This is a genomic window from Streptomyces sp. NPDC021212, from assembly GCF_044332925.1.
In the GTDB taxonomy this organism is placed as follows: domain Bacteria; phylum Actinomycetota; class Actinomycetes; order Streptomycetales; family Streptomycetaceae; genus Streptomyces.
The window spans coordinates 267,910-289,784 of record NZ_JBIRPZ010000001.1 but is presented as its reverse complement, the minus strand read 5'-3'; the positions used below and the strand labels follow the sequence as shown (position 1 = coordinate 289,784).

The following is a 21,875-nucleotide window of genomic DNA, read 5'->3' as shown; positions in this document are numbered from 1 at the left end:
CACTCCGAATCAGCGTCTTCGGCCCCCTTGGTGCCGACCTTGCGCCTTGCTCCCGCTGCAACCTTATCCCCGGTCCGGCACCTGCCTCCCTCGGACATGCACACGGCCGCGCAGGGCACCCCTTGGGTAAAGTGGGGCGGCCCTCCGGCCACTCCCCCGGCGACTCGCCCGGGCCCTGCCTTTCCGCGATCGGGGTGACGCCATGGTGAGCACCGAAGCCGTCACCGGCCCCTACGCCCGCGATCCCTTCGTCCACCCGGCCCTCTTCTACCGGGACGACGAGGACTATCTGACCGGCACCGTGCCCTTCGTGCTCGACGGGCTGCGCGCCGCCGAGCCGGTGGCGGTGGCCGTCCCCGGTGCCAACCTCCGGCTCCTGCGGACGGCTCTCGGGCGGGACGGCGCGCGCGTGCGGTTCCTCGACATGGCCGAGGCCGGGCGCAACCCCGGGCGGATCATCCCCGCGGTGCTGCGGGAGTTCGCCGACCGGCACCCCGGCGGCCGGGTGCGGATCATCGGCGAACCCATCTGGGCCGGCCGCACCGCGGCCGAGTACGGCCCGTGCGTCCAGCACGAGGCGCTGATCAACCTGGCCTTCCGCGGCCGCACGGTCACCATCCTGTGCCCGTACGACACCGGCGGGCTCGACGCCGACGCGCTCGCCGACGCGTGGCTGACCCATCCGGTGATCATCGAGAACGGCCGGGAGCGCCCGAGCCACGCCTACGCCCCCGAGCGCGCCATCGCCGCGCACAACGAGCCGCTTCCCCCGCCCGCCGGGGCCGCCGCCTTCTCCTTCGACGCCGAACGTCTGCCCGTCGCCCGCGAGTTCGCGGTCTCGACCGGTGAGCGGCTCGGCCTCACCGGGCAGCGCCTGGGCGATCTGGCCCTGGCGGTCTCCGAGTTGACCACCAACAGCATGATGCACGGCGCCGGCCGCGGCACGGTGCGGGTCTGGGCGTGGGCCGGGCAGGTGCTGTGCCAGGTCGAGGACGGCGGCCGCCTCGGCGATCCGCTCGCCGGCCGCCGCCCGGCCGCGCCCGGTCAGATCGGCGGCCGGGGGCTGCTGATGGTGCACCAGATCGCCGACTTGGTCCGGGTGCACACCGGACCGGCCGGCACCGCCATCCGGTTCCACCTCGGCGGGTAGGGCCCTGCCGGCACCTCGGATGTGCGGCGAGCGGTGCGGTGACAGAACTGTGACGCGGTGCGGCCACAACCAACCCAGGGGCCATCTGGTCTCACCACACGTGTGGGTGAGGGCCGGTCGACCGACCGGCCCTCACCGTCGGACACGCGTTTACGGACCACACGAACGAGGGGAACCCCATGAAGCTCGCCCGTCGCACAGCCGCCGTCACGGCCGTCACCGTCGTCGTCAGTGGCAGTGCCCTCGCCCTTGCCGGGCCCGCGTCCGCGGCGGAGTCCGTCGGCCCGGTCGCGACGTACAACGGGGCCTGTGGCACCGGATACAAGGTCATCGACTCCGCCGACATGGAGAACCTGGGCACCACCTTCCTGACGTACAACAAGACGACCGGCGAGAACTGTGTGGTCACCGTTCGGGCCAGGGCCGGGGCGCCGGTGTACATGTTCGCCTCGCTCAGCTCGCCGAGGGAGGGGAAGGCGACCGACAACGGCCGGTTCACGACCTACGCCGGACCCGTCTACCTCCAGGCCCGCGGCCAGTGCGTCACCTGGGAGGGCGGCATCACCACCTATTCCACCAGCGCCACCGGTCACTGCGGCTGACCCGCGGGGTGCCCCGGCCGGGCCGTTCCGGCCGGGGCACCGCCACGAACGTATGTATGCCTGCCGTGCCGGGCCTCGTACAAGCGGTACGACGTCGGTGACCACGACCGGCAGTGCCCGCGCCACCGGGGAGCCGTTCAGTCGGGCGCTGGGCCGCCGCGACCTTCCCTGAGCCCGTCGGCCACGGCCCATTTCGCCCGCGTGGACAGCGTGGCGAGTGCCTTCGCCGACTCCTTGCCGATCGCCTTCAGCAGGCGCCTGCCGTGCGCCATCGTCGCCCGTGCGAGTTCCGCGTCGCCTTCCTCGACCGCCGCGAGCGTCAGCTCCATATGCTGCTCGGTGATCATTCGGCCGAGTCCCCGGCGGTGCCACTGCTCCACCGTGCCGTCCGGCGCCGGGCCGTCGGCGCCGACCGTGCCCGCTCCAGCGCCCGGGCCGCTGCCGCGAGGTCGCCCTTGCGGCGCTCCAGACGGGCCAGGACGTACGCCTCCGCGGCCCGGTCCCATGCCCTGGCCTGCAACGAGAGGAGAAAGAACTGGGCGCGGGCCTCCTGCGGGTGGTCGCCGATACGCTCCAGCGCGCGGCTCAGCTCCCGCAGGCGGTCCGCGTCCGGCCCCGTGTCGTCCAGCATGCGGATGAGCGCGACCCGGGCGTTCTCGACGCGCCCCTGCCGGTGGGCCAGCTCGATCCAGGTGAACTCGCTCTCCGCGGCCATGTCCCGCCCGTACCGCCGCACCTCCTCGGCGCGGGCCCACGCCACCGCCCCTGCGACGCCACCCGCGTCGCGGCCGGCCGCCGCTCCTCGAACCGCTCGGTCCGTGCGGCATTCACAGGGCGAGGAGTTCGACCAGCGGCCGGTCCGGCAGACCCGGACCGTGGATCAACTCCGCTCGCTGGGCGTCCAGGTCGGGGGCGAAATCCTTCCGCGCTTCGTCGTCCGCCGCACGCATGGCGGCGCGCAGGTCCTCCTCGTCCCTCTCGTCGGTCATGGTCTCGCACCACCAGGGCAGCCGGACGGCGATCTCGAGAGCCTCGCCGACACTGTCGGCCACGAGCGAGGCGTGCCCGTCGTCGGACGCGTGGAGGACGGCCGTTCCCCTGGACAAGAAGTACGTGCCGCCCATGTCGTCGCCGGCGATCGGCTCCAGCGACGCACCGGATGCCAGGTGCACCTGTTCTCCGTGGCGCGCCCTTCGCACGTCGAAGTCGCACAGAAACGCGGCAAGTCCGGCCAGGTCGGGGCGGGTGCGAAGGAGTTCCAGCACGCGGTCGGTCATACAGCCGAACCCTACGGTGGGCGCGCCCATGGGGGCACGGGTGCGGCGGCGGGGCGGCCGGCTTCGGCGTCACGACCTCGCGCCGCTCGGCCCCGGCTCCTCGTTCCTGCGGATCGCGATCGCCCTGCAGACCCTGACCATCTTCCCGCAGGCCGTCTCCGCCGGACTGCTGCTGACCTCGTCCTACGGGGAGACGCTGCACAGTGCCGGGGCCCGGGTGATGTACGGGGCGTCGATGCCGGCACGCGTCGGGTTTCCTCGTGCTCGCCTCGGTCCAGGTCATGCTCGGCATCGCGCACGTCGCGTCGGTCCATCTCCCCCTGGGTGTCCTGATGTTCGGGCCGAGTGTGCTGGCGTCGGCCCGGCGCTGAGGTCACCTCAGCCGTTGTCGTGAGCGGGCGTGTAGGCCGTGAGCCCGGTGCCCGGCAGGGGGTGGGAGGCCCAGGTACGGGCGTAGTCGGGAGGACCCGCGCGGGTCCTGGCGAGGGCGGCGGTGGGCTCGCGGGCGGCGCGCCGGAGCAACGTGTGCACGGTGGTGTCGCGGTTGTTGCCGGAGACGTCGGCTGAGGAGCAGCCGGCGTAGTAGCCGATGGGCGGGGCGTGTACGCCGCTGACCAGGCAGGGCGGCGTGAGTCCGAGGCGGCGCAGGTCATGGGCGGCCGTGCGGTAGCGGTGGGCGGTGGCGCGGGCGTCGGCCGCGTTGTGGTCGAGGATCTGGACTTGCGCGGTCAGGTGCAGGGCGAGCAGCACGGCCGCCGAGCCGGCGGCCAGGGCGCGCACGCGGGGAGGGCGGATGGCCCGCACGCCGTGTACGGCCAGCGTGGCGAGCGGCAGGGAGAGCAGGGCGTAGGCGGGCAGGAAGAAACGTGGCGCGGAGTAATCGATGAGCAGCAGGTACGGGATGCTCAGCGCGGCGGCGCAGGCGACGGGGAGCAGCGTGGCCGCGCGGCGCCGGGTGCGCCAGGCCAGGGCGCAGGCGACGAGGGCGAGGACGGGCAGGGCGAGCCACCACAGGGTGAGCACGGGGTGGACGTGGTGGACGTGGCAGGGGCGGCAGAGCAGGGGGCCGTTGAGGCTGCGCCACGCCAGGCCGCCCGCCCAGTGCGTGCCCATGCCGCCCTCGGTGGCGCTGGAGACGTGCAGCCTGGCGCCGACCCCGCCCCAGCGTACGTACGCCTCCACGATCCATTCGGCGCCACCTACGACGAGTCCGGTGAGCACGGCGAGCGCGGGCGCCGGGCGCCGCCAGGCCGGGACGATCGCGCTCGCCGCGAGCAGGGGCAGGGCCAGCCAGACGCCGTCGGAGAAGCGGAAGCCGGTGGCGGCCGCGACCATGGCACCCAGGCCGATCAGGGCCCGCCGCCGCGCAGGGGGGTGTGCGGCGCGCAGGAACCACCCCACGGCCGCCACCGCGCACAGGGCCACCCACAGATTGGGCATGGCCTGCGGCCCATACAGCATGGTGGTCCACAGGCCGGCGAACAGCAGCGCGGCCAGGGCAGTCCGCCCGGGGCCGAGCAGCGGCTGCCAGACGCGGTAGGCCGCGTACAGGGCGGCGGCGGACAACAGCGCCAGGACGACCCGGAGCACGGTGGTGGAGTCGGTGACGGCGAGAACCGGGGAGGCCAGAAGGCTGATGCCGCGCGAGCGCGGGGCGCTGAAGTACGCCGCCGGGCGGCGCGGGTCGACCTGCGAGAGGTACACCGTCTCGTCCCAGCCCAGGCCCAAGTGCGGCACGACGAGGGCGAGTTGGACCACCGCATAGGCGAGGGCGACCAGCGCGAGCCACGGGATCCGGCGTGGCGGTCGCGGGACAGCGCTCGACAGGACCGTACGCAAGGCGATCACGCGGTGAGCGCCCCGGTACCGAGCAGACCGAACAGCAGCAGGCCGATGGCGATGCGGTAGATGACGAAGGCGTTGAAGGAGTGCTTGGCGACGAACCTCAGCAGCCAGGCGATCGAGGCGTAGGCGACCACGAACGAGACGGCGGTGCCCACCACGAGAGGGGCCGGGCCGACCCCGGCGCCGACGGCGTCCTTCAGTTCGTACAGGCCCGCGCCGGTCAGCGCCGGGATGCCGAGGAAGAAGGACAGGCGGGTGGCGGCCACCCGGTCCAGGTCGAGGAGGAGCGCGGTGGACATGGTGGCGCCGGAGCGCGAGAAGCCGGGGAAGAGCAGTGCGAGGATCTGCGAGCAGCCGACCAGCATGGCGTCCTTGAAGCTCGTGTCGTCCTCGCCGCGCTTGTGGCGGCCCATCTGGTCGGCCACCCACATCACACCGGATCCGACGACGAGGGAGGTGGCGACCACCCACAGGGACGCGAGCGGGCCCTCGATGAGCGGTTTCGCGGCCAGGCCCACGATCACGATCGGGATGGTGGCGCAGATGACCCACCAGGCGAACTTGTAGTCATGGTGATACCGCTCCTCGCGGCGCGCCAGTCCGCGGCCCCAGGCGGAGACGATCCGCACGATGTCCTTGAAGAAGAACACCAGCACCGCGGCGATCGCCCCGACCTGGATGACGGCGGTGAAGCCGACCACGGAGGTGTCGTCGACCGGAATGCCCATCAGTCCTTCGGTGATCTTCAAGTGGCCCGTGGAGGAGACGGGGAGGAACTCCGTGATGCCTTCGACGATGCCGAGGACTGCCGCCTGGCCGATGCTGATGGGACTCATCTGGATCCGTTTCCCTGGTGAATGAAGCGGGGTGGAGGAAGCGAGGAGGGTGAAGCGAGGTGGAGGGGACGGGGTCAGCGGCGCAGACGGCGCAGGGCCCGGCCCGCGCGACCGCGCCAGCGGGCCTTGCGGCGCTGCCAGGCGCGGGAAGAACGGGTGGCCGCGAGGTCGGCGAACAACTCCTCGTAGGCCCGGGCGACATGGGCCGGATCGAAGCGCCGGGCCGCGTCGCGGGCGGCCTCGCCCATGCGGCGGCGGCCGGGCTCGTCGGCGATCAGGTCGCACAGCGCGGCGGCCAGCGCCTCCCGGTCGCCCGTCGGGATCAGGCGGCCGTCGACGCCGTCGTCGACGATCTCGGCGGGTCCGAGCGGGCAGGCGGTGGCGACCACGGGTATGCCGCAGCGCATCGCCTCGACCAGCGTCATGCCGAAGGATTCCGCGTCGGAGGCGGAGGCGACGATCGACGCCTTCGCGAACTCGGCCTCGATCGGGGACACCGCGCCCATCAGCGCGGCCCGGCCACCGAGGCCCTGCTCCTCGATCAGCCGCTGGAGCCGCTCCTTGTCGGTACCCGCGCCATAGATGCGCAAGCACCAGTCGGGGTACTTGGCGGCGACGTCGGTGAATGCCTCGATGAGCAGGTCGAACCGCTTGGCGCGCACCAGCCGTCCGGCCGCCGCGACGACGGGGGCCCTGCCGTCGGCGGGCGGCAGGCCCGGGTCGGGCACGCCATTGGGGATGGCCAGGACCCGTACACCCGGCAGCCGCATCTTCGCCCGGTAGACGGCCGCGTCGGCTTCGGTCGTGGTGACCACGGCATCCAGGTCACGGTACCGGTGGGCGAGCTGGGCGCGCAGCTTCTTGGTGTGCATGTCGTGGGTGAGGTGCTCCTGGGCGATGCGCAGGGCCCGGGGCGGGGCGTGGCGGGCCAGGTACACGTTGATGCCCGGCCGGGTGCCGATGATCACGTCCGCGTCGCAGGTCCGCAGGTACTCCCGCGCCCGCTGGTCGGTGAGGCGGCTGTACTGCTCGTACCGCTTCTCGGCGGTGGGGAAGACCTCGGCCGGCCGGTGCAGCAGCGGGTCGGCCGCGTCGGTGGCGTCCGCGCGTATGTCGACCAGGGGCACCACCGTCACCCGCGGGTCGATGGCGAACCGCGGGCGGGCGCGGTGGCGCAGCATCGACACGATCGTCACCTCGTGCCGGTCGGCGAGCGCGGCGGCGAGATTGAGCGTGGTGCGGACCGTGCCGCCGATCGCGTACACGTTGTGGATCAGGAACGTGACGCGGACCGTCCCGGCGAGCGGGGTGGGGGTCAAAGACACCGCGGGGTCCTTTCCTGCCGAGCGCCGCCCAGGGCAGAGTTCTGCCCGGGTACGAGCGCATGGCACACTGGGGAGACAGTGACTTTTACACTCGTGTAGGAGTCCTACACGAGTGTAGGAGATGAGGGAAGGGACGCCAAACGCATGGGCACCCGCACACCAGGACAGGGCCCGAAGCGGCCCAACGGTGCACGCGAGGCCGAGGTCCTCGAACTGCTGCAGCGGGCCGGCGGCGCGCTGACCCCCCGCGAGGTCACCGAACGTCTGGGCAGCGAGCTGGCCTACAACAGCGTGGTGACGATCCTCACCCGCATGCACACCAAGCAGCTGCTCACCCGCACCCCGCGCGGCCGGGCCTACGCCTACGCCCCCGTGACCGACGACCCCGGCTTCGCCGCCCGCCGCATGCGCTCCGTCCTGGAGGAGCGGTCCGACCGCCAGGACGTCCTCGCCCGCTTCGCCGACGAGCTGTCCACCGACGACGCGCACCTGCTGCGCCACCTGCTCGGTCCCGACCAGTAGGAGGCCGCCACGATGCACATCGCCGTCTACATCCCCCTGCTGCTCTCCCTGCTCGCCCCCCTCGGAGCGCGCCTGCTGTCGGAGCGGTGCGAGCCCCGCCTGGCGACCTGGCTGCTCACCGTCTCAGCCCTCGCCATGGGCACGGCGACCACGATCTCGCTGGGCCTGCTGGCCATCACCGGACTGCTCCGCTTTCCCCAGCTGGCCGTCCTCGGCCACTGGTCTGCCCCCACCGCGCAGCGCGACGACCCCGACGAACTGTCCGTCGCCCTGATCGCCGGGCTGCTGCTCGGCGCCGCCGTCCTCATGGCCGCGCGCATGCTCTGGCGGCGTGCCCGCACCCTGGCCGCCGCCGCCCTGGAAGCGGCCTGCATGCCCACCGAAGACGGCCTGGTCGTGGTCGAGGACGAGGCGCCCGACGCCTTCGCGATCCCCGGCCTGCCCGGCCGCGTCGTCGTCTCCACCGGCATGCTGCGCACCCTGGACGAAACCGAGCGCGACATCCTGCTCGCCCACGAACGCGCGCACCTGGCGGCCCACCATTACGCCTTCGTCGCCCTGGCCCAGCTCGGCGCCGCCGCCAACCCGCTGCTGCGCCCCCTCGCCACCGCCGTGACGTACACCGTCGAACGATGGGCCGACGAGAGCGCCGCCACCGCCACGGGCGACCGCAAGCGGGTAGCCCACACCGTCGGCAAGGCCGCCCTCGCCGCCCACCGCTCCCCCACCCGCGGTCCCGGCGCCGCCCTGGCGATCTTCGGCCGCCGCGCCCCGCTCACCACCGCCGGGCCCGTGCCCCGCCGCGTCGCCGCCCTCCTCGCTCCCCCCTTCGGCCGCCACCCCGTCCTGGCCGCCACGACAGCCGCGGTCCTCGCCGCCGCGGCCCTGTCCACCGCCGAAGCCGCCCACGACCTCCACCTGCTGCTGGAGGCCGTCGGCGCCCGGTAGGCGGTCAGCCGATGACCGAGCGTGCGCGGGGCGGGCATTCCGGGAAGAGCCGCCTCTGTACGCGTGGGATTGGCGCACCCACGACGCATACCGGCCGGGTCGACGGGGCGCAAGCAGACCTCCCGGCACATCGGTACGGAGTTCTCGACCCCCGACGGCTCGCCGTACAGCCCCGACGGGCCGTCGCCGGTTCAGGGGGTGCGTGCGGGGTGGGCCGTGCGGGCGGCAGGCGTGGCGAAGGATGCGGCCACCACGAGTATCAGGACGAGGAAGAGGGCGTTGCGCAGCCCGAACTGCTCGCCGAGATGGCCGAGTGAGGGCGGTCCCACAAGGAAGGCGACGTAGCCGAGAGTGGCGGCGAGGGAAACCCTCGCCGCGGAGTTGTCGCCGGAGTCGCCGGCCGCGGACAGCGCGACGGGGAAGCCCAGGGACGCGCCGACGCCCCACAGGACGGCGGCTGCCGCCGCGACGGCCTGGTTGTCGACCAGGATCACGAGGGCGATGCCGGCGGCGCCGATGACCGCGCTGGCGCACAGGGCGGCCGCGCGTCCGTAAGCGTCGACGAACCGGCCGCCCGCGAAGCGGCCGACGGTCATCGAGGCCGCGAAGACCGCGTACACGGCCGATCCGAGCGCGGGGTCGAAGCCATGGCCGTCGACCATGACCAGCGGCAGCCAGTCGTTCGCCGTTCCCTCGGCCATGGCGAGGGCGAGGATGATGCCGCCGATGAGCAGCAGCCTCGGTTCCCGCCACACCGCGGGGCCCGCGGAGGTCTGCGCGTGAGTGGCGCTGCCGCTGCCGTTGCGGCCGTTGCCGGTGCGTCGGCCCACCCCGGCGGGAACGTACCGGATCATCGGCATCAGTACGGCCGCCACCACGGCGGTGACGATGGCGAGATGCCACAGGACGGGGAACGAGAGGGCGGTCAGGGTCATGCCGCCGACCGCGCCGACCACCGTCCCGAGACTGTAGAAGCCGTGCATCGCGGGGAGGGTGGAACGGCCGAGCAGCCGTTCCACCTCCGCCCCTTCGATGTTGAGGGCCACCTCGCCGCCACCCATCCCGAGGCCGATGAGTCCGAGCCCGAGGGCCGCGACCGCGTCCGCGCCCGCCGCGGCCCCCAGGCCGATCACGGCGGACCCCGCGGCGGTCGCCAGCGTTCCGGCCGCGATGACGGGCCGGGCGCCCCAGCGGGCGACGAGCGGTCCCGAGCACAGGATGCCCACCATGGACCCGACCGAGAGCCCGAACAGGACCAGGCCCATGCGTCCGGTGGAGGCCCCGAGCAGGTCGCGCACGTCGGGGGTGCGCGTCACCCAGGACGCCATGGCCAGGCCCGGCAGGAAGAACAGGGCGAACGTGGCGGTCCGACGCCGGCCGAGGCTGACAGTCACGGGGCATGCCTCCAGTGGATGACCGAACACGACAAGTCTGTACGATCGTACACACTTGAACGGAGTCGCCTTGTGACACATTGGGGGCCGTGAGCGGCACACGGCGTGAGATTCCCAACGACCCCGGACGCAGGGACCGGATCCTCGATGCCGCCCTCGACGTCATCGCCGAAGGCGGCGTCCACAGGACGACCCATCGGAAGATCGCCTCACAAGCCGGCGTCCCCCTGGGCTCGCTGACGTACTACTTCGACGGCATGGACGAGCTGCTGGCGCTGGCGTTCGCCCGCCTCGCCGACACGATGTCCCGGCTCTACCGCCGCACCCTGCACAGCGCCGGGTCGACCGCCGAGGCCGAGGCGGCCGTGGTCGAGCTGATCTGCGGTCCGGCCTACGCCACCGACCGCGACATGACGCTCATCTTCGAGATGTACGCCTACGCCAACCACAACACCGCGGTGGCCGCGACCACCCGCTCGTGGCTGGCGCGCAGCCGGGAGAGCCTCGCCCTGCACTTCACTCCCGGAGTGGCCCGGGCCCTCGACGCCCTGATCGAGGGCTGGCCCATGCACAGCCGCTTCGACGCCGCCCCTCTCAACCGGCAGCTCGTCGCCGGAGTCGTGCACGCCGTCGTCGAGGCCGCGCCGCACCTCCCCGACGAACAGCTCTGATCCCGCCGGTGAGTCTCACGGCCCACTTCTCGGCCGCAGGGGCGCGCACACCTGCGATCCGGCCGCGCGGACGCCGCGCGACCTGCGCAGGTCGGCGACGGCGAAGCAGCGCCGCAGCCACCGGTCGTGACCGTCGTAGCGGGGCCTGAATCCGGTGCGGCCGTGCACGGCGGTGCGGTTGTCCACGACGATCAGGTCGCCCGCTTCGAGCACCGTGCCCACCAGCACGGCGCACATGGCGTCGTGCAGTTCGCCGAACGCCCGCCCCGCGGCCTCGTCCAGCGGTTCCATGGAGTGGAAGTCGGCGACGAGTTCGGGCTCCGCGTCCGGCCCGGACAGGACGGGCAGCGGGAGCGAGACGTCGCCGGTGCCGGTGCCGTCGTGGCCGAAGGAACTGCTGTGCCGGATCCGGAACGAGGGCCGGCGCAGCGCCGAGAGGCATTCGGCGGACAGGCGGGGCAGCGCCCGTGTGATCGCGGCGGAGGTGGTGCGCGCGCGGCGTTCGTGATCGGCGCGCAGGCACAGCAGGGAGAGGAAGTCGGGCTTGAACGGGTGGAATCCGTCCTCGGTGTGCATTTCGAGCATCACACTCCCGCTGTTCTCCTGCCGCGACTCGGCGCCCCGGACCGGGACGATGTCCTGGACGAGGCGGCCGTCCTTCTCGTCCGCGTAGGCGATGACGTCCCCCAGCCAGGACACCGCCGCGAGCTGGGCGAGGGTCGCCAGCGGCAGCCGTGACCAGTCCGGGGCGACGCCGTCGGCGGGTGTCGGGGGCAGTGCGTCGTCGAGGGGCACGTTCCGCACGATCAGGGTGCCGTGCGGGTTGCCTTCCCTCCGGAAACGGCTGAGCGCGCGGGCCATGCGTGGCGGGAGCCAGCGGGCCGCCACCTCGATCTCCTCGAGCAGTTCGGGGGTGTCGAGCGTCGTCGGCCCGGCCGAGCCGGGGTGCGGCAGTGCGTCGGCCATCTCGGTGACGAGCTTGCGGAACCCCTCGGCCTCGTCCGGCGTCAGCTCCAGCGTCACCTCTGCCACACCGCCGAGGGCGAGCTCCTGGGGGTGGTCGAGCAAACCGGTCCTCCTGCCGTCAGTGCTCTCGAACGGATGGGTCCTCATGCGTCCAGCCTTTCGGCCAGTACGCGGCCGATCCGGGCCAGCGGCTCGGCCCGGCACATGTCGTGGTGGACGCAGTCCACGGCGTACCGCTCCACCTCCCCGGTGACGCAGGACTCCCAGACGGCGGCGGTGGGCATCGCGTCGGGGCGGTCGGCGGTCGCCGTGAAGTGCATCAGGCTTCCGTCGAACCGGCCGGGCACATACGCCGCCGCGAGCCTTCTGTGGTTCGCGTAGACCTCCGTCAGGGCCGTGACACGTCGCTCCTCCAGGTCCGCGAGGGGCCCGCCGCCGTGCCGCAGGATCTCCATGGCGTCGTCGACCCGCAGGGGTTCGCCGGTGTGCTCGTCGTGGCCCGCGAAGCTGAGCAGGGTCGACAGGATCTCCGCCACGTCCCCTTCGTCCACGGGCTCGGCCGGGGTTCCGGGGTCCGGGGGGTAGGCGTCGAGCAGGGCGAGGAGGGCCACTTCCTCGCCCTCCGCCCGGAGTCGCACCGCGGCCGCGTGGGCGGCGAGGCCGCCGAACGACCAGCCCAGGAGGTGGTAGGGGCCGGTGGCCTGTACGGAGCGGATCTGCTCGACGTAGTCGGTGACCAGGTCGTCCATGGTCTCCGGGTATGCCTCGGGCCGGGCGAGTCCGCGGGCCTGGAGCCCGTACACCGGCCGGTCCGGACCCAGATGCCGCAGCAGTCCGGTGTAGCACCAGCTCAGTCCGCCGCCCGGGGGCAGGCAGAACAGCGGGGGACGGCCGCCGGAGGCCCGCAGCGGGAGCAGGGCGTCGAAGGCGTCGTCCGAGACTCCGAGCCGCAGCCTTCCCATGAGGCGGTTGACCGTGGGCGCCGCGAACAGATCCCGGACCGACAGGTCCAGGCCCATCGTGTCCCGGATCCGGCTCACCAGCCAGATCGCCGCCAGTGAGTCCCCGCCGAGCGCGAAGAAGTCGTCGTCGATCCCCGTGCCGGCCACGCCGAGAATGTCGGCGAACAGGCCGCAGAGGATCTCCTCCTCGGGCGTGCGGGCGGGCCGCCCGGCGGCCGTGAAATCCTGACCCGGCTCGGGCAGGGCACGCCGGTCCAGCTTGCCGCTGGTCGTCAGCGGGAAGGCGTCCAGCACGACCACGGTGGCAGGCACCATGAACTCCGGCAGCGTCGCGGCGACGTGGCCGCGCAGATCGGCCGGGCGCGGCTCGGCGCCCGGTGCCGCGAGCACGTATGCCACCAGCCGCCGCTCTCCGGGCCGGTTCTCACGGGCCACGACCGCAGCCTGGGCCACGGTCTCATGCCGGGTCAGCGCCGCCTCGACCTCGCCGGGTTCGATACGGAAGCCGCGGATCTTGACCTGCTGATCCGCCCGGCCGATGAACCGCAGGACCCCGTCCCCGGTCCACCGCACGAGGTCTCCGGTCCGGTACATCCGTTCCCCCGGCGCCCCGAACGGGCAGGCCACGAACCGCTCCGCCGTGAGGCCGCGCCGGTTCAGGTAGCCCCGGGCGAGTTGGACACCGGCCAGGTACAACTCCCCCGTCGCCCCGGGCGGCACCGAGCCGAGCCCCGCGTCCAGCACATACGCGCGCACGTTTCTCACCGGCCGGCCGATCGGCACCGGGCGGCGGTCCACGCCCGCGGCGGCGGTGTCCGGGGTGGCCGTGTCCAGGGTGGCCGACAGGGGATCACAGGTCCAGGACGTCGTGTGGATGGCGGTTTCCGTCGGACCGTACAGGTGGTGCAGTTCCACGCCCAGCATGCTCAGGGTGCGGTCCCGCAGGTCCGCGGGGAGCGGCTCGCCGCCGGTCAGGACCTGCCGCAGGCCGGTGCATCCGGCCGCGGCGGGCTCGTCGAGGAAGACCCGCAGCATCGACGGTACGAAGTGCACGGTCGTCACCGCGTGCTCCTGGATCACCGACGCCAGGTACGCGGGGTCCCGGTGCCCCTCCGGATCGGCGACCACGATCCGGGCGCCGGTGGTCAGGGGCCAGAAGAACTCCCATACGGAGGCGTCGAAGGCGCCCGGCGCCTTGTACAGGACGATGTCGGAGGGCCCCAGCGTGAACTCGGCCGCCATGCCGAGCAGCCGGTTCACCACGGCTGCGTGCGGGACGACCACCCCCTTGGGGGTGCCGGTCGAGCCGGAGGTGTAGAGGACGTACGCGGGGTGCGACGGCCTCAGCTGTGTGGCGGTGTCGCCCGGGTTCCGGTCCGGCCGGTCGCCGGGGTCGCGTACCAGGCCGTCGGCGTGCAGCACAAGGACGGGCCGGGCGTCGTCGAGCATCAGGCGGGTCCGCTCGGCCGGCTGGTTCACATCGACGGGCAGATAGGCCGCGCCGGTCTTGATCACGGCGAGCAGGGCCACCACCAGCTCGGCGGAGCGCGGCAGGGCGAGGGCCACCACCCGCTCCGGGCCGGCCCCGCGCTCGATCAGCGCGTGGGCGATCCGGTTGGCCCGCGCGTTCAGCTGCGCGTACGTCAGGGTGATGTCCTCGGCGACCATGGCGACCGCGTCCGGGGTGCGGGCCGCCTGCGCCTCGAACAGGTCCCGCAGCGTCACCGGGGGCAGCGGCCGCGCGGTGTCGTTCCACCCCGTCAGCACCCGCTCGCGTTCGGCCGGGGCGAGGAGGCCGAGCCGCCAGATTCGCTGGGCCGGGTCGGCGGCCGCGGCCTGAAGCAGCCGCAGGAACCTGGCCACCAGGCCCTCGACGGTGTCCCGGTCGAACAGGTCGGCGTTGTACTCGACGCCACCGGCCAGCCCCCCGGGCAGACCATCCGGTCCGCGCTGCTCGGCGACCCTGAACAGCAGGTCGAACTTGGCCGACCGCGACACCATCTCCTCGGCCCGGCACCGCAGACCGGGAAGCTCCAGGGACAGGTCCCCGGCGTGCTGGAGGGCCAGCATCACCTGGAAGACGGGGTGCCGGGCCACCGAGCGGGCCGGGTTCAGCACCTCGACCAGATGCTCGAAGGGCAGGTCCTGGTGGGCGTAGGCGGCCAGGCCGGTCTCCCGCACCCGCTCCAGCAGTTCGGCGAAGCTCGGGTCCCCGCTCGTGTCGGTGCGCAGCACCAGCGTGTTGACGAAGCATCCGACGAGATCGTCGAGGACGTCGTCGGTGCGCCCGGCGACCGGTGTGCCGATGGGGATGTCGGTGCCCGCGCCGTCGCGGGTGAGCAGTGCCGCAAGCGCCGCCGACAGGACCATGAACAGGCTCGCGTCGCCCGCGCGCGCCAGTTCGGCGAGCCGGGTGTGGAGGTCCGGGCCCACGCGCAGCGGCACCACCCCGGCGCGGGTGCCGGTCACCTCCGGGCGGGGCCGGTCCCGCGGCAGCTCCAGCTCGACGGGCAGCCCGTCCAGCGTGCGGCGCCAGTGGGCGACCTGGCGGGACAGCACGCTGTCCGGGTCGTCTGCGTCACCGAGGAACCGGCGCTGCCACAGGGTGTAGTCGGCGTATTGCGCGGGCAGCGGCACGAAGGACGGGGCCCGGCCCGCGCACCGGGCGGTGTAGGCGGCGGACAGGTCACGGGCGAGCGGACGGTTGGACCAGCCGTCACCGGCGATGTGGTGGAGCACGATCAGCAGGACGTGCTCGTCCGGGCCGAGCGCGAACAGGGTCGTGTGCAGGGGCGGTTCGGCCGTCAGGTCGAACCGGTGCGCTGCGGTGTCCGCGAGGGCCTCGGCGAGAGCGGCCTCCTCGACCCGCCGGACGGGCAGGTCGACCGTCGCGTCGGCGGGGGCCAGGACGTGCTGGCGCGGTACGCCCCCGGTGTCCGGGTAGACGGTGCGCAGCACCTCGTGCCGGGCCACCACGTCGTTCAGGGCGGTGTGCAGCGCGGCGATGTCGAGGTCTCCGGTCAGGCGCAGCGCGTACGGCATGTTGTAGCCGACCGACGTGGGGTCCAGCCGGTGCAGGAACCACAGGCGCGCCTGCGCGAACGAGAGGGGCAGTTCGGCGGGGCGTTCCACGGCACGCGGCGATGGCCTCCGCCCGTCCTGGGGCGCCGTGCCGAGCCGGGCCGCGAGCCCGGCCACGGTCGGGGCCTCGAACACGTCGCGTACGGCGAGTTCGGCACCGAGCGCCGAGCGGATGCGCGACACCAGCCGGGTCGCGAGCAGCGAGTGCCCGCCGAGGGCGAAGAATCCGTCGTCGGTCCCGACCCCGGGAACGCCGAGCACCTCGGCGAACAGGCCGCACAGGACCTCCTCCGCGTGGCCGCGGGGCTCCCGGCCGCCGGTCCCGTGCCGACCGGCCGCCGGGGCCGGAAGGTCCCGCCGCGCCAGCTTGCCGCTCGGGGTCAGGGGCAGCGTGTCGAGCACGACGATCGCGGACGGCACCATGAACTCGGGCAGTACGGCGGCGGCGTGTTCCCGCAGCTCGTCCGGATGCGGCGGCCGGGCCCCGGGCGCGGGCACCACGTACGCCGTCAGCCGCTGGTCGCCGGGCCTGTCCTCGCGCACCACGGCGACCGCGTGCCCGACCGTGGCGTGCCGGGCCAGCACGGCCTCCACCTCGCCCAGCTCGATCCGGAACCCGCGCACCTTCACCTGGTCGTCCGCCCGGCCGGCGAACTCCAGCAGCCCGGCGGCGGTCCAGCGGGCCAGGTCACCGGTGCGGTACATCCGTTCCCCCGGCGCGCCGAACGGGTCGGCGGTGAACCGCTCGGAGGTCAGGCCCGGCCGGTTGAGGTAGCCGCGGGCGAGTTGCGCACCGGAGAGGTAGATCTCCCCGACCACACCGGGCGGCACCGGGCGCAGCCGTGCGTCGAGCACATAGACCCGCATGTCGCGGATCGGCCGGCCGATCACCGGCCGGGAGCTGTCACGGACCCGGGCGCCGACGGCGTCCACAGTGCATTCGCTGGGCGCGTAGTAGTTGTGCACCTCGATGTCCGGGTGCTCCCGGAGCGTCTCCCACAGCGCGGCGCCCGTGGCCTCCGCGCCGAGGAGGATCAACCCTGGCCGGTGCCCGGTGTCCTCCAGCATCCCCAGTCCGGTCAGTTCGCGCAGCATGGACGGCGCGACGCCCAGGTAGTCGATGCCCCGGTCGCGCACGTATCCCAGCAGCGCGGCGGGGTCGCGGCGGGTTTCGTCGTCCACGACGTGCAGTTCGTGGCCGGCCACGAGTCCGAGAAGCTGTCCCATGCTCGCGTCGAAGGAGAGCGAGGCGGTGTGCGCCGCCCGCAGTCGTCGCCCGTCGGTGGCGGCCACCTTCGCCGCCGCCGGGGCGAAGACCAGCTCGCGGTGGCTGGCGCACAGGTTCGCCAGGCCCGCGTGGGTCACCACCACGCCCTTGGGCACACCCGTCGAGCCGGAGGTGTACACGACGTACGCCGCGTGGTCCCCGCGCACCGCCGGCCGTGGGGTCCGGGCCGGCGGCGGGCCGGCGTCGAGGGCGTCGTCGAGCAGTACGACGTCCGCCGCGCCGCCCTCCAGCCGTGCGGTCACCGCGCGTTCGGTCACCACCACGGGCACGGCCGCGTCGTCGAGCATGAACGCGAGCCGCTCCGCCGGGTAGCCGGGGTCCAGCGGCACGCACACCCCGCCGGCCTTCCATACGGCCAGAACGGCGGCGATCATCGCGGCCGACCGGCGTACGCACAGCCCGACCAGGACATCGGGTCCCACGCCGCGGCCGGTCAGATGGCGCGCGAGCCGGTCCGCCCGCGCGTCCAGTTCGGCGAACGTCCACCGCGTCCCGCCGGACACCACGGCCACCGCGTCCGGGGTCAGCGCGGCCTGCGCCTCGAAGCACTCCGGCACCGGCGCGGCCGGGGCATCGCCGACGGTGCCGTTCCACTCCACCAGGACCCGGTTCCGCTCCGCCGGGGCCAGCAGGTCCAGGGCGCCGATCCGCAGGTCCGGGTCCGAGGCGGCGGTCCGCAGGACCCGGACCACCCTGCCCAGGATGGCCTCCGCGGTGTCCCGGTCGAACAGGTCGGTCTGGTGGTCAAGGCGCAGCCGCAGCGGTCCGCCCGGCATCACCATGAAGTTGAGCGGGTAGTGGGTGACGCCGTGGCTCGGTCCCGCCGTCACCCGCAGCCCGCCGCCGAGGGCCGCGGCGGCGAGCCCGTCGCTCCGGGCCGGAAGGTTCTCGAACACGGTGGCCGTGTCGAACAGCTCGCCCGAACCCAGGGTGCGCTGGATGCCGGACAGCCCGACGTGCTGACAGGCCATCAGTCCCGTCTGGTCCCGCTGCAGACGGGCCAGCATGGCGGACAGGGGCTCCGCGGGGGCGAGCCGGACCCGGACGGGCAGGGTGTTGGCGAACAGCCCGATCATCTTCTCGGCGCCGGGCACCTGGGGCGGGCGGCCGGAGACGGTGGTGCCGAACACCACGTCCGTCCGGCCGGTCAGCTGGCCGAGCACGACCGCCCAGGCGCCCAGGAACACCGTGTTCAGGGTCAGGCCCTGACGGCGGGCGAGCCCTTGGAGGGCCGTGGCGAGGTCGTCGGGCAGGTCGCGCAGCACCTGGCCGGGCAGCCCGGGCGCCCGGGACGGATCCGCGGGCGCGACCCTGGTGGGCTCGTCGACGCCCTTCAGCACGTCGCGCCACACGTCCTCGGCGGCCGCCCGGTCCTGGCCCGCCAGCCAGGCCAGGTAGTCGCGGTACCGGGCGGCCGGGGGCATCCCGTCCTCCAAGCCGCCGCGCGTGTAGAGCTGGAACAGGTCGTCCAGCAGCAGCTGCGTGGACCACCCGTCGGTCACCAGGTGATGGGCGGTGACGAGGAACCGGTGGCGGTCGGGGCCGAACCGGATGAGGGTGAACCGCAGCAGGGGCGGGCGGGCCGGGTCGAAGCGACGGAGCCGGTCGTGCACGGCGAGCCGCTCCGCCTCCGCCTCCCGCGCGCCGGGGTCCACCGCGCCGAGATCGTGCTCCTGCCAGGGCAGTTCCACCGCGCGCGGGATGATCTGCACCGGCTCCTCCAGGTCCTCGTGCCAGAAGCCGGCCCGCAGGCTCGCATGGCGGCGGAGGAGGGCCGACGCGGCGGCGCGCAGCGCCCCGGCGTCGAGGGCGCCGTCCAGGTCGAAGGCGCTCTGCACGGTGTAGAGGTCCAGCGCCGACTCGTCGTAGAGCGCGTGGAACAGCAGGCCCTCCTGCAGCGGTGCCAGCGGCAGGATGTCTTCCAGTTCCGTTTCCGCTTCCGCCCGCGTCATCGTGTTCTTCTCCTCCATGCGGCTTCGAGCTGCTCCAACTTGTTCTGACTCATCCGCACCAGCGGTACGTCGGACGGGGTGCGGCCGCCCGCGTCGGGCCGGGCGGCGTGGGAGGCGAGGGCTTCCAGGGCGCGCGTCCAGGTGTCGGCCAGGTCCTGTACGTCGGCCTCGGTCAGCGCCGCGCGGGGCCAGCCCCAGGCCGCGGTCAGCCGGGGGCCGTCCGGACCGTCCACGACGGCCACCCTCACCTCGGCCCGGTACTCCGGCGGCAGGCCGGACCCCTCCGGCCACGTGCCGGACGGAACGCGCGGAAGCCGCCCGAGGTAGTGGAACGCCACCTGGGGCGAGGGCCATTCGGCAAGGGCCGGAGCGGTGGCGGGGTTGAGGTGGCGCAGCAGACCGAATCCCAGACCGCCGTCCGGCAGGGACCTCAGACCCTCCTTGACCCGCTTGAGCGCCGTCCCGGCGGCGTGTCCGCCGTCCCACACCTCGCGCCGGTCCAGGCCGGTGAGGTCCAGGCGGACGGGATGCGTCGCGGTGAAGCGGCCGACGGTGCGGGACAGGTCGATGCCCTCGGCGATGGGTTCCCGGCCGGGCCGCCGGACGTCGGCCATCACGGAGTCTCCCCCGGTGTCCAGCGGGTGCGGGGTGGCCGGGATGTTCCGGCGGTGCCGCCAGTCGGCCACCGCCAGCGCGAACGCGGTCAGCAGCACGTCCTCGGTATCGGCGTGGAAGACCGCGGGCACGCTGGTGAGGAGCGCCTCGGTGCGCCCGGCGGGCAGGGTGACGGTCAGCGTCCCGGCCCCGGCCCCCGGCTCCCCGCCGGCCTCCGGCCGGATACCGGGCTCCTCCCCCGGTGCGTCCGGCCCGGCGAGGATCGCGGTCCAGCGGGGCATCTCCGCCTCCTGCCGGGCGTCCTGCGCCCGGGTGCGCAGATGCTGGGCCCACCGCCGGAACGACGTGCCGACCGGGGCGAGTTCGGGGCGGCGGCCCGCAGCGGCAGCCGCACAGGCCGCGGCCACGTCGGCCAGCAGGATCCGCCAGGACTCCGCGTCCACCACGAGGTGGTGCAGTACGAGCGTCAGCCGCCCGGCCCGGCCGGGACCGGCATCCCACCACACCGCCTGGAGCATGATCCCGGCCTGCGGCGCGAGGCGGGCCGCCGCGTCACGTTCCGCCGCCGCGGGCCCGGGCCCGTCCGGTTCGGTGCCCGCCCGGCGGAGGCAGTCCGCGGCCCGGACCGTCCCGGGCGGCGTCACCTCCAGCAGCCACTCGTCCCGGCCCTCCCCGGCGGCTTCGCCGGGGGTACGGGTCAGGCGCGCCCGAAGCGCGTCGTGGTGGTCCAGGACCGCTTGCAGGGCCGCCTCCAGCCGTTCCGCGTCCAGCCCGGCCGGGAGCTCCACGGCCATCGCCTCGTACCCGGTGCCGGGGTCGGCGCCGCGTTCCCGTAGCGCGTGCAGGGCCGGGGTCAGCGGCACCGCGCCGATGCCCGCCCGCGACTCCCCGTCCGGGGCGGGCGCGGCGCCGGGCGTCCCGGCGGCGGTGGCCAGCGCCGCCACGGTCTTGTGCCGGAACACGTCCTGTGGGGCGATCGCCACCCCGGCGGCGCGGGCCCGGCTGACGACCTGGATGGAGACGATGCTGTCGCCACCGAGGTCGAAGAAGTCGTCGTCGACGCCGACGGACGGGAGTCCGAGCACATCGGCGAAGATGTCGCACAGCAGCCGCTCCCGCGCGGTCGCCGGCGGGCGGCCCGCCGGGGTACCGGCCGCCTCCGGTGCGGGCAAGGCCCCGCGGTCGACCTTCCCGTTGGGCGTCAGCGGCAGTGCGTCGATGGTGACGACGACCGAGGGCACGAGGTATTCCGGCAGCTTCTCCCGCAGCCGGGCGCGCACCGAGGCGCCCAGGGTCACCGGTGGCGCCGAGGCCGGGTCGTTGGTGAAGGCCCGCAGTGAGGAGCGGTCCCCCGCCGCGGGGACCACCGGCAGGTAGAGGTCGGTGACGGCGGATCGTGTCGCGGTGTCCGCGTCGGCGAACACCGCGTCGAAGCGGCCCTCGCCCGCCGCGTCGGCCACGCCCGACCAGGTGACGGCCACCCAGTACCCGAGCCTTTCACCGAGTTCGCACAGCGTCTCCGGGTCCACCGCGCCCTCGCCCGCCAGCCGGGCATTGGGTATCCCTGTGATGCGCAGCGGCCGCGGCCGGCGCTCCTCCAGCAGCGCGGCGCATCCCCCGGCGCCGCCGGTCACCTCCCTCCAGCGCAGCACCGGTACGTCGGCGAACGACCGGGCCGGGGAGGTGAGCGGGGCACGGCGGAGCACGACGTCGTAGCGGTACCGGGACAGCTCGTTGTGGTACCGGCCGCGCTTGAGGCGGAGGTCCACGGCACCGACTTCGGGCACGACCCCGGCCAGGGCGGGGAAGAAGTCCGGGTCGACCAGCAGCTCCCGCTCCGGCGCGGTGCTTCCGGTGGCGGCCCGCAGAGCCGGCAGAAGCCGCAGGTCGCGGATGTCACCGAGGAACAGGGCGCCGCCCGGCGCCAGCAGCCTCATCGCACCGCCGATCACCTCGGTCAGGTACGCGGCGCTCGGGAAGTACTGGGCCACCGAGTTGATCACGACGGTGTCGAAGTGGCCCTCCGGCAGCCCGGTGAAGTCGTCGGCCGGCTGGGCCCTGAGCACCACCCGGTGGGCGATGTCCGGTTCGCCCGCGACCTGCGCGGCCAGGGCCTCGACGGCGGCCACGGACACGTCGGTGCCCCAGTACTCCGCGCATTCGGCGGCGAGCTGGGCGAGAATCAGGCCCCGGCCGACACCGATCTCCAGGACGCGCCCGGAGCCCGGGGCCCCGCCGCCGCGCGGGCCCAGGTCCCGGATCGCCGCGACGGTGGCGTCCCGCCACTGCCTCATCTCCGCGACCGGGATCGGCTTCCCGTCGTAGGCGCTGTTCCAGCCGGTGAAGTCCTCCCCGAACGGGGCGGGCTCCGATCCTCCGTAGAGCGTGTCGTAGAGCCGCCGCCACTCGCCGACGGCGGCCTCGGGCTCCCTGGCCGTACC

Annotated in this window: 15 protein-coding genes and 1 pseudogene (1 of these 16 running past the window's edge); 6 read left to right on the top strand and 10 right to left on the bottom strand. The window is 73.9% G+C overall.

Annotated elements, in window-relative coordinates; translation table 11 throughout:
- Positions 1 to 202: 202 nt before the first annotated feature.
- Entirely contained in the window at positions 203 to 1,150 is a 948-nt protein-coding gene (locus ACH4SI_RS01235; RefSeq protein WP_398291225.1) for an anti-sigma factor RsbA family regulatory protein, read from the top strand.
- Positions 1,151 to 1,329: 179 nt separating this feature from the next.
- A complete protein-coding gene (locus tag ACH4SI_RS01230; RefSeq protein WP_398291223.1) occupies positions 1,330 to 1,752 on the top strand; it encodes a spore-associated protein A in 423 nt (140 codons plus the stop codon).
- A gap of 137 nt (positions 1,753 to 1,889) precedes the next feature.
- On the opposite strand, the gene ACH4SI_RS01225 is transcribed toward ACH4SI_RS01230, so the two are convergent.
- The 3 genes from ACH4SI_RS01225 to ACH4SI_RS01215 form a co-directional block, all read right to left on the bottom strand.
- Complete coding sequence (locus ACH4SI_RS01225) at positions 1,890 to 2,099, bottom strand: hypothetical protein (RefSeq protein ID WP_398291221.1); 210 nt, start codon at positions 2,097 to 2,099, stop codon at positions 1,890 to 1,892.
- Positions 2,096 to 2,512: a hypothetical protein gene (locus tag ACH4SI_RS01220; protein WP_398291219.1), complete on the bottom strand. Its 417-nt coding sequence runs from the start codon at positions 2,510 to 2,512 to the stop codon at positions 2,096 to 2,098. Before ACH4SI_RS01220 ends, ACH4SI_RS01225 begins: the two co-directional genes overlap by 4 nt.
- 67 nt (positions 2,513 to 2,579) lie before the next feature.
- On the bottom strand, positions 2,580 to 3,029 hold the full coding sequence (locus ACH4SI_RS01215) for a hypothetical protein (RefSeq protein WP_398291217.1): 450 nt from the start codon (positions 3,027 to 3,029) through the stop codon (positions 2,580 to 2,582).
- A 40-nt stretch (positions 3,030 to 3,069) separates the two neighbouring features.
- Between ACH4SI_RS01215 and ACH4SI_RS01210 the strand changes: the two are divergent.
- Positions 3,070 to 3,400 (top strand): annotated as a pseudogene (locus ACH4SI_RS01210) (hypothetical protein).
- Positions 3,401 to 3,407: 7 nt separating this feature from the next.
- Here the strand turns inward: ACH4SI_RS01210 and ACH4SI_RS01205 are convergent.
- From ACH4SI_RS01205 to ACH4SI_RS01195, 3 genes are all read right to left on the bottom strand, one after another.
- Entirely contained in the window at positions 3,408 to 4,877 is a 1,470-nt protein-coding gene (locus tag ACH4SI_RS01205; protein ID WP_398291215.1) for a glycosyltransferase family 39 protein, read from the bottom strand.
- A complete protein-coding gene (locus ACH4SI_RS01200; protein WP_398291213.1) occupies positions 4,874 to 5,710 on the bottom strand; it encodes an undecaprenyl-diphosphate phosphatase in 837 nt (278 codons plus the stop codon). Before ACH4SI_RS01200 ends, ACH4SI_RS01205 begins: the two co-directional genes overlap by 4 nt.
- A 74-nt stretch (positions 5,711 to 5,784) precedes the next feature.
- Positions 5,785 to 7,035: a glycosyltransferase family 4 protein gene (locus tag ACH4SI_RS01195; protein ID WP_398291211.1), complete on the bottom strand. Its 1,251-nt coding sequence runs from the start codon at positions 7,033 to 7,035 to the stop codon at positions 5,785 to 5,787.
- A gap of 144 nt (positions 7,036 to 7,179) precedes the next feature.
- On the opposite strand from ACH4SI_RS01195, the gene ACH4SI_RS01190 reads away from it, so the two are divergent.
- Both ACH4SI_RS01190 and ACH4SI_RS01185 read left to right on the top strand, forming a co-directional pair.
- Positions 7,180 to 7,557 (top strand): BlaI/MecI/CopY family transcriptional regulator, encoded by a 378-nt coding sequence (locus ACH4SI_RS01190; RefSeq protein WP_398291209.1) that lies wholly within the window; start codon positions 7,180 to 7,182, stop codon positions 7,555 to 7,557.
- Between the two features lie 12 nt (positions 7,558 to 7,569).
- Entirely contained in the window at positions 7,570 to 8,505 is a 936-nt protein-coding gene (locus ACH4SI_RS01185) for a M56 family metallopeptidase (protein ID WP_398291207.1), read from the top strand.
- 191 nt (positions 8,506 to 8,696) lie between these two features.
- Here ACH4SI_RS01185 and ACH4SI_RS01180 read toward each other — a convergent pair whose 3' ends face one another.
- Positions 8,697 to 9,899, bottom strand: a complete 1,203-nt coding sequence (locus tag ACH4SI_RS01180; RefSeq protein WP_398291205.1) for an MFS transporter — start codon at positions 9,897 to 9,899, stop codon at positions 8,697 to 8,699.
- Positions 9,900 to 9,988: 89 nt separating this feature from the next.
- Between ACH4SI_RS01180 and ACH4SI_RS01175 the strand changes: the two genes are divergently transcribed.
- Positions 9,989 to 10,570 (top strand): TetR/AcrR family transcriptional regulator, encoded by a 582-nt coding sequence (locus ACH4SI_RS01175; RefSeq protein ID WP_398291203.1) that lies wholly within the window; start codon positions 9,989 to 9,991, stop codon positions 10,568 to 10,570.
- Positions 10,571 to 10,585: 15 nt separating this feature from the next.
- Here ACH4SI_RS01175 and ACH4SI_RS01170 read toward each other — a convergent pair whose 3' ends face one another.
- The 3 genes in view from ACH4SI_RS01170 to ACH4SI_RS01160 are tightly spaced (at most 41 nt apart) and all read right to left on the bottom strand, a layout consistent with a single transcriptional unit that may run on beyond the window.
- Positions 10,586 to 11,638 (bottom strand): TauD/TfdA family dioxygenase, encoded by a 1,053-nt coding sequence (locus tag ACH4SI_RS01170; protein WP_398291201.1) that lies wholly within the window; start codon positions 11,636 to 11,638, stop codon positions 10,586 to 10,588.
- Between the two features lie 41 nt (positions 11,639 to 11,679).
- The gene (locus ACH4SI_RS01165; protein WP_398291199.1) at positions 11,680 to 18,819 is read right to left on the bottom strand and encodes an amino acid adenylation domain-containing protein; all 7,140 of its coding nucleotides are present in this window, start codon (positions 18,817 to 18,819) and stop codon (positions 11,680 to 11,682) included.
- Positions 18,816 to 21,875, bottom strand: the 3' end of a protein-coding gene (locus ACH4SI_RS01160) for a non-ribosomal peptide synthase/polyketide synthase (protein ID WP_398291197.1). Its footprint extends 20,034 nt past the window's final position; only the last 3,060 of its 23,094 coding nucleotides appear in the window; its start codon lies off the right edge, out of view; the stop codon is at positions 18,816 to 18,818. Before ACH4SI_RS01160 ends, ACH4SI_RS01165 begins: the two co-directional genes overlap by 4 nt.

What these genes read in the sequence shown, in the direction of transcription:
- ACH4SI_RS01235 (WP_398291225.1), top strand. Translation starts at nt 203, where the DNA reads ATGGTGAGCACCGAAGCCGTCACCGGCCCCTACGCCCGCGATCCCTTC.
- ACH4SI_RS01230 (WP_398291223.1), top strand. Translation starts at nt 1,330, where the DNA reads ATGAAGCTCGCCCGTCGCACAGCCGCCGTCACGGCCGTCACCGTCGTC.
- ACH4SI_RS01225 (WP_398291221.1), bottom strand. Translation starts at nt 2,099, where the DNA reads ATGATCACCGAGCAGCATATGGAGCTGACGCTCGCGGCGGTCGAGGAA.
- ACH4SI_RS01215 (WP_398291217.1), bottom strand. Translation starts at nt 3,029, where the DNA reads ATGACCGACCGCGTGCTGGAACTCCTTCGCACCCGCCCCGACCTGGCC.
- ACH4SI_RS01200 (WP_398291213.1), bottom strand. Translation starts at nt 5,710, where the DNA reads ATGAGTCCCATCAGCATCGGCCAGGCGGCAGTCCTCGGCATCGTCGAA.
- ACH4SI_RS01190 (WP_398291209.1), top strand. Translation starts at nt 7,180, where the DNA reads ATGGGCACCCGCACACCAGGACAGGGCCCGAAGCGGCCCAACGGTGCA.
- ACH4SI_RS01185 (WP_398291207.1), top strand. Translation starts at nt 7,570, where the DNA reads ATGCACATCGCCGTCTACATCCCCCTGCTGCTCTCCCTGCTCGCCCCC.
- ACH4SI_RS01165 (WP_398291199.1), bottom strand. Translation starts at nt 18,819, where the DNA reads ATGACGCGGGCGGAAGCGGAAACGGAACTGGAAGACATCCTGCCGCTG.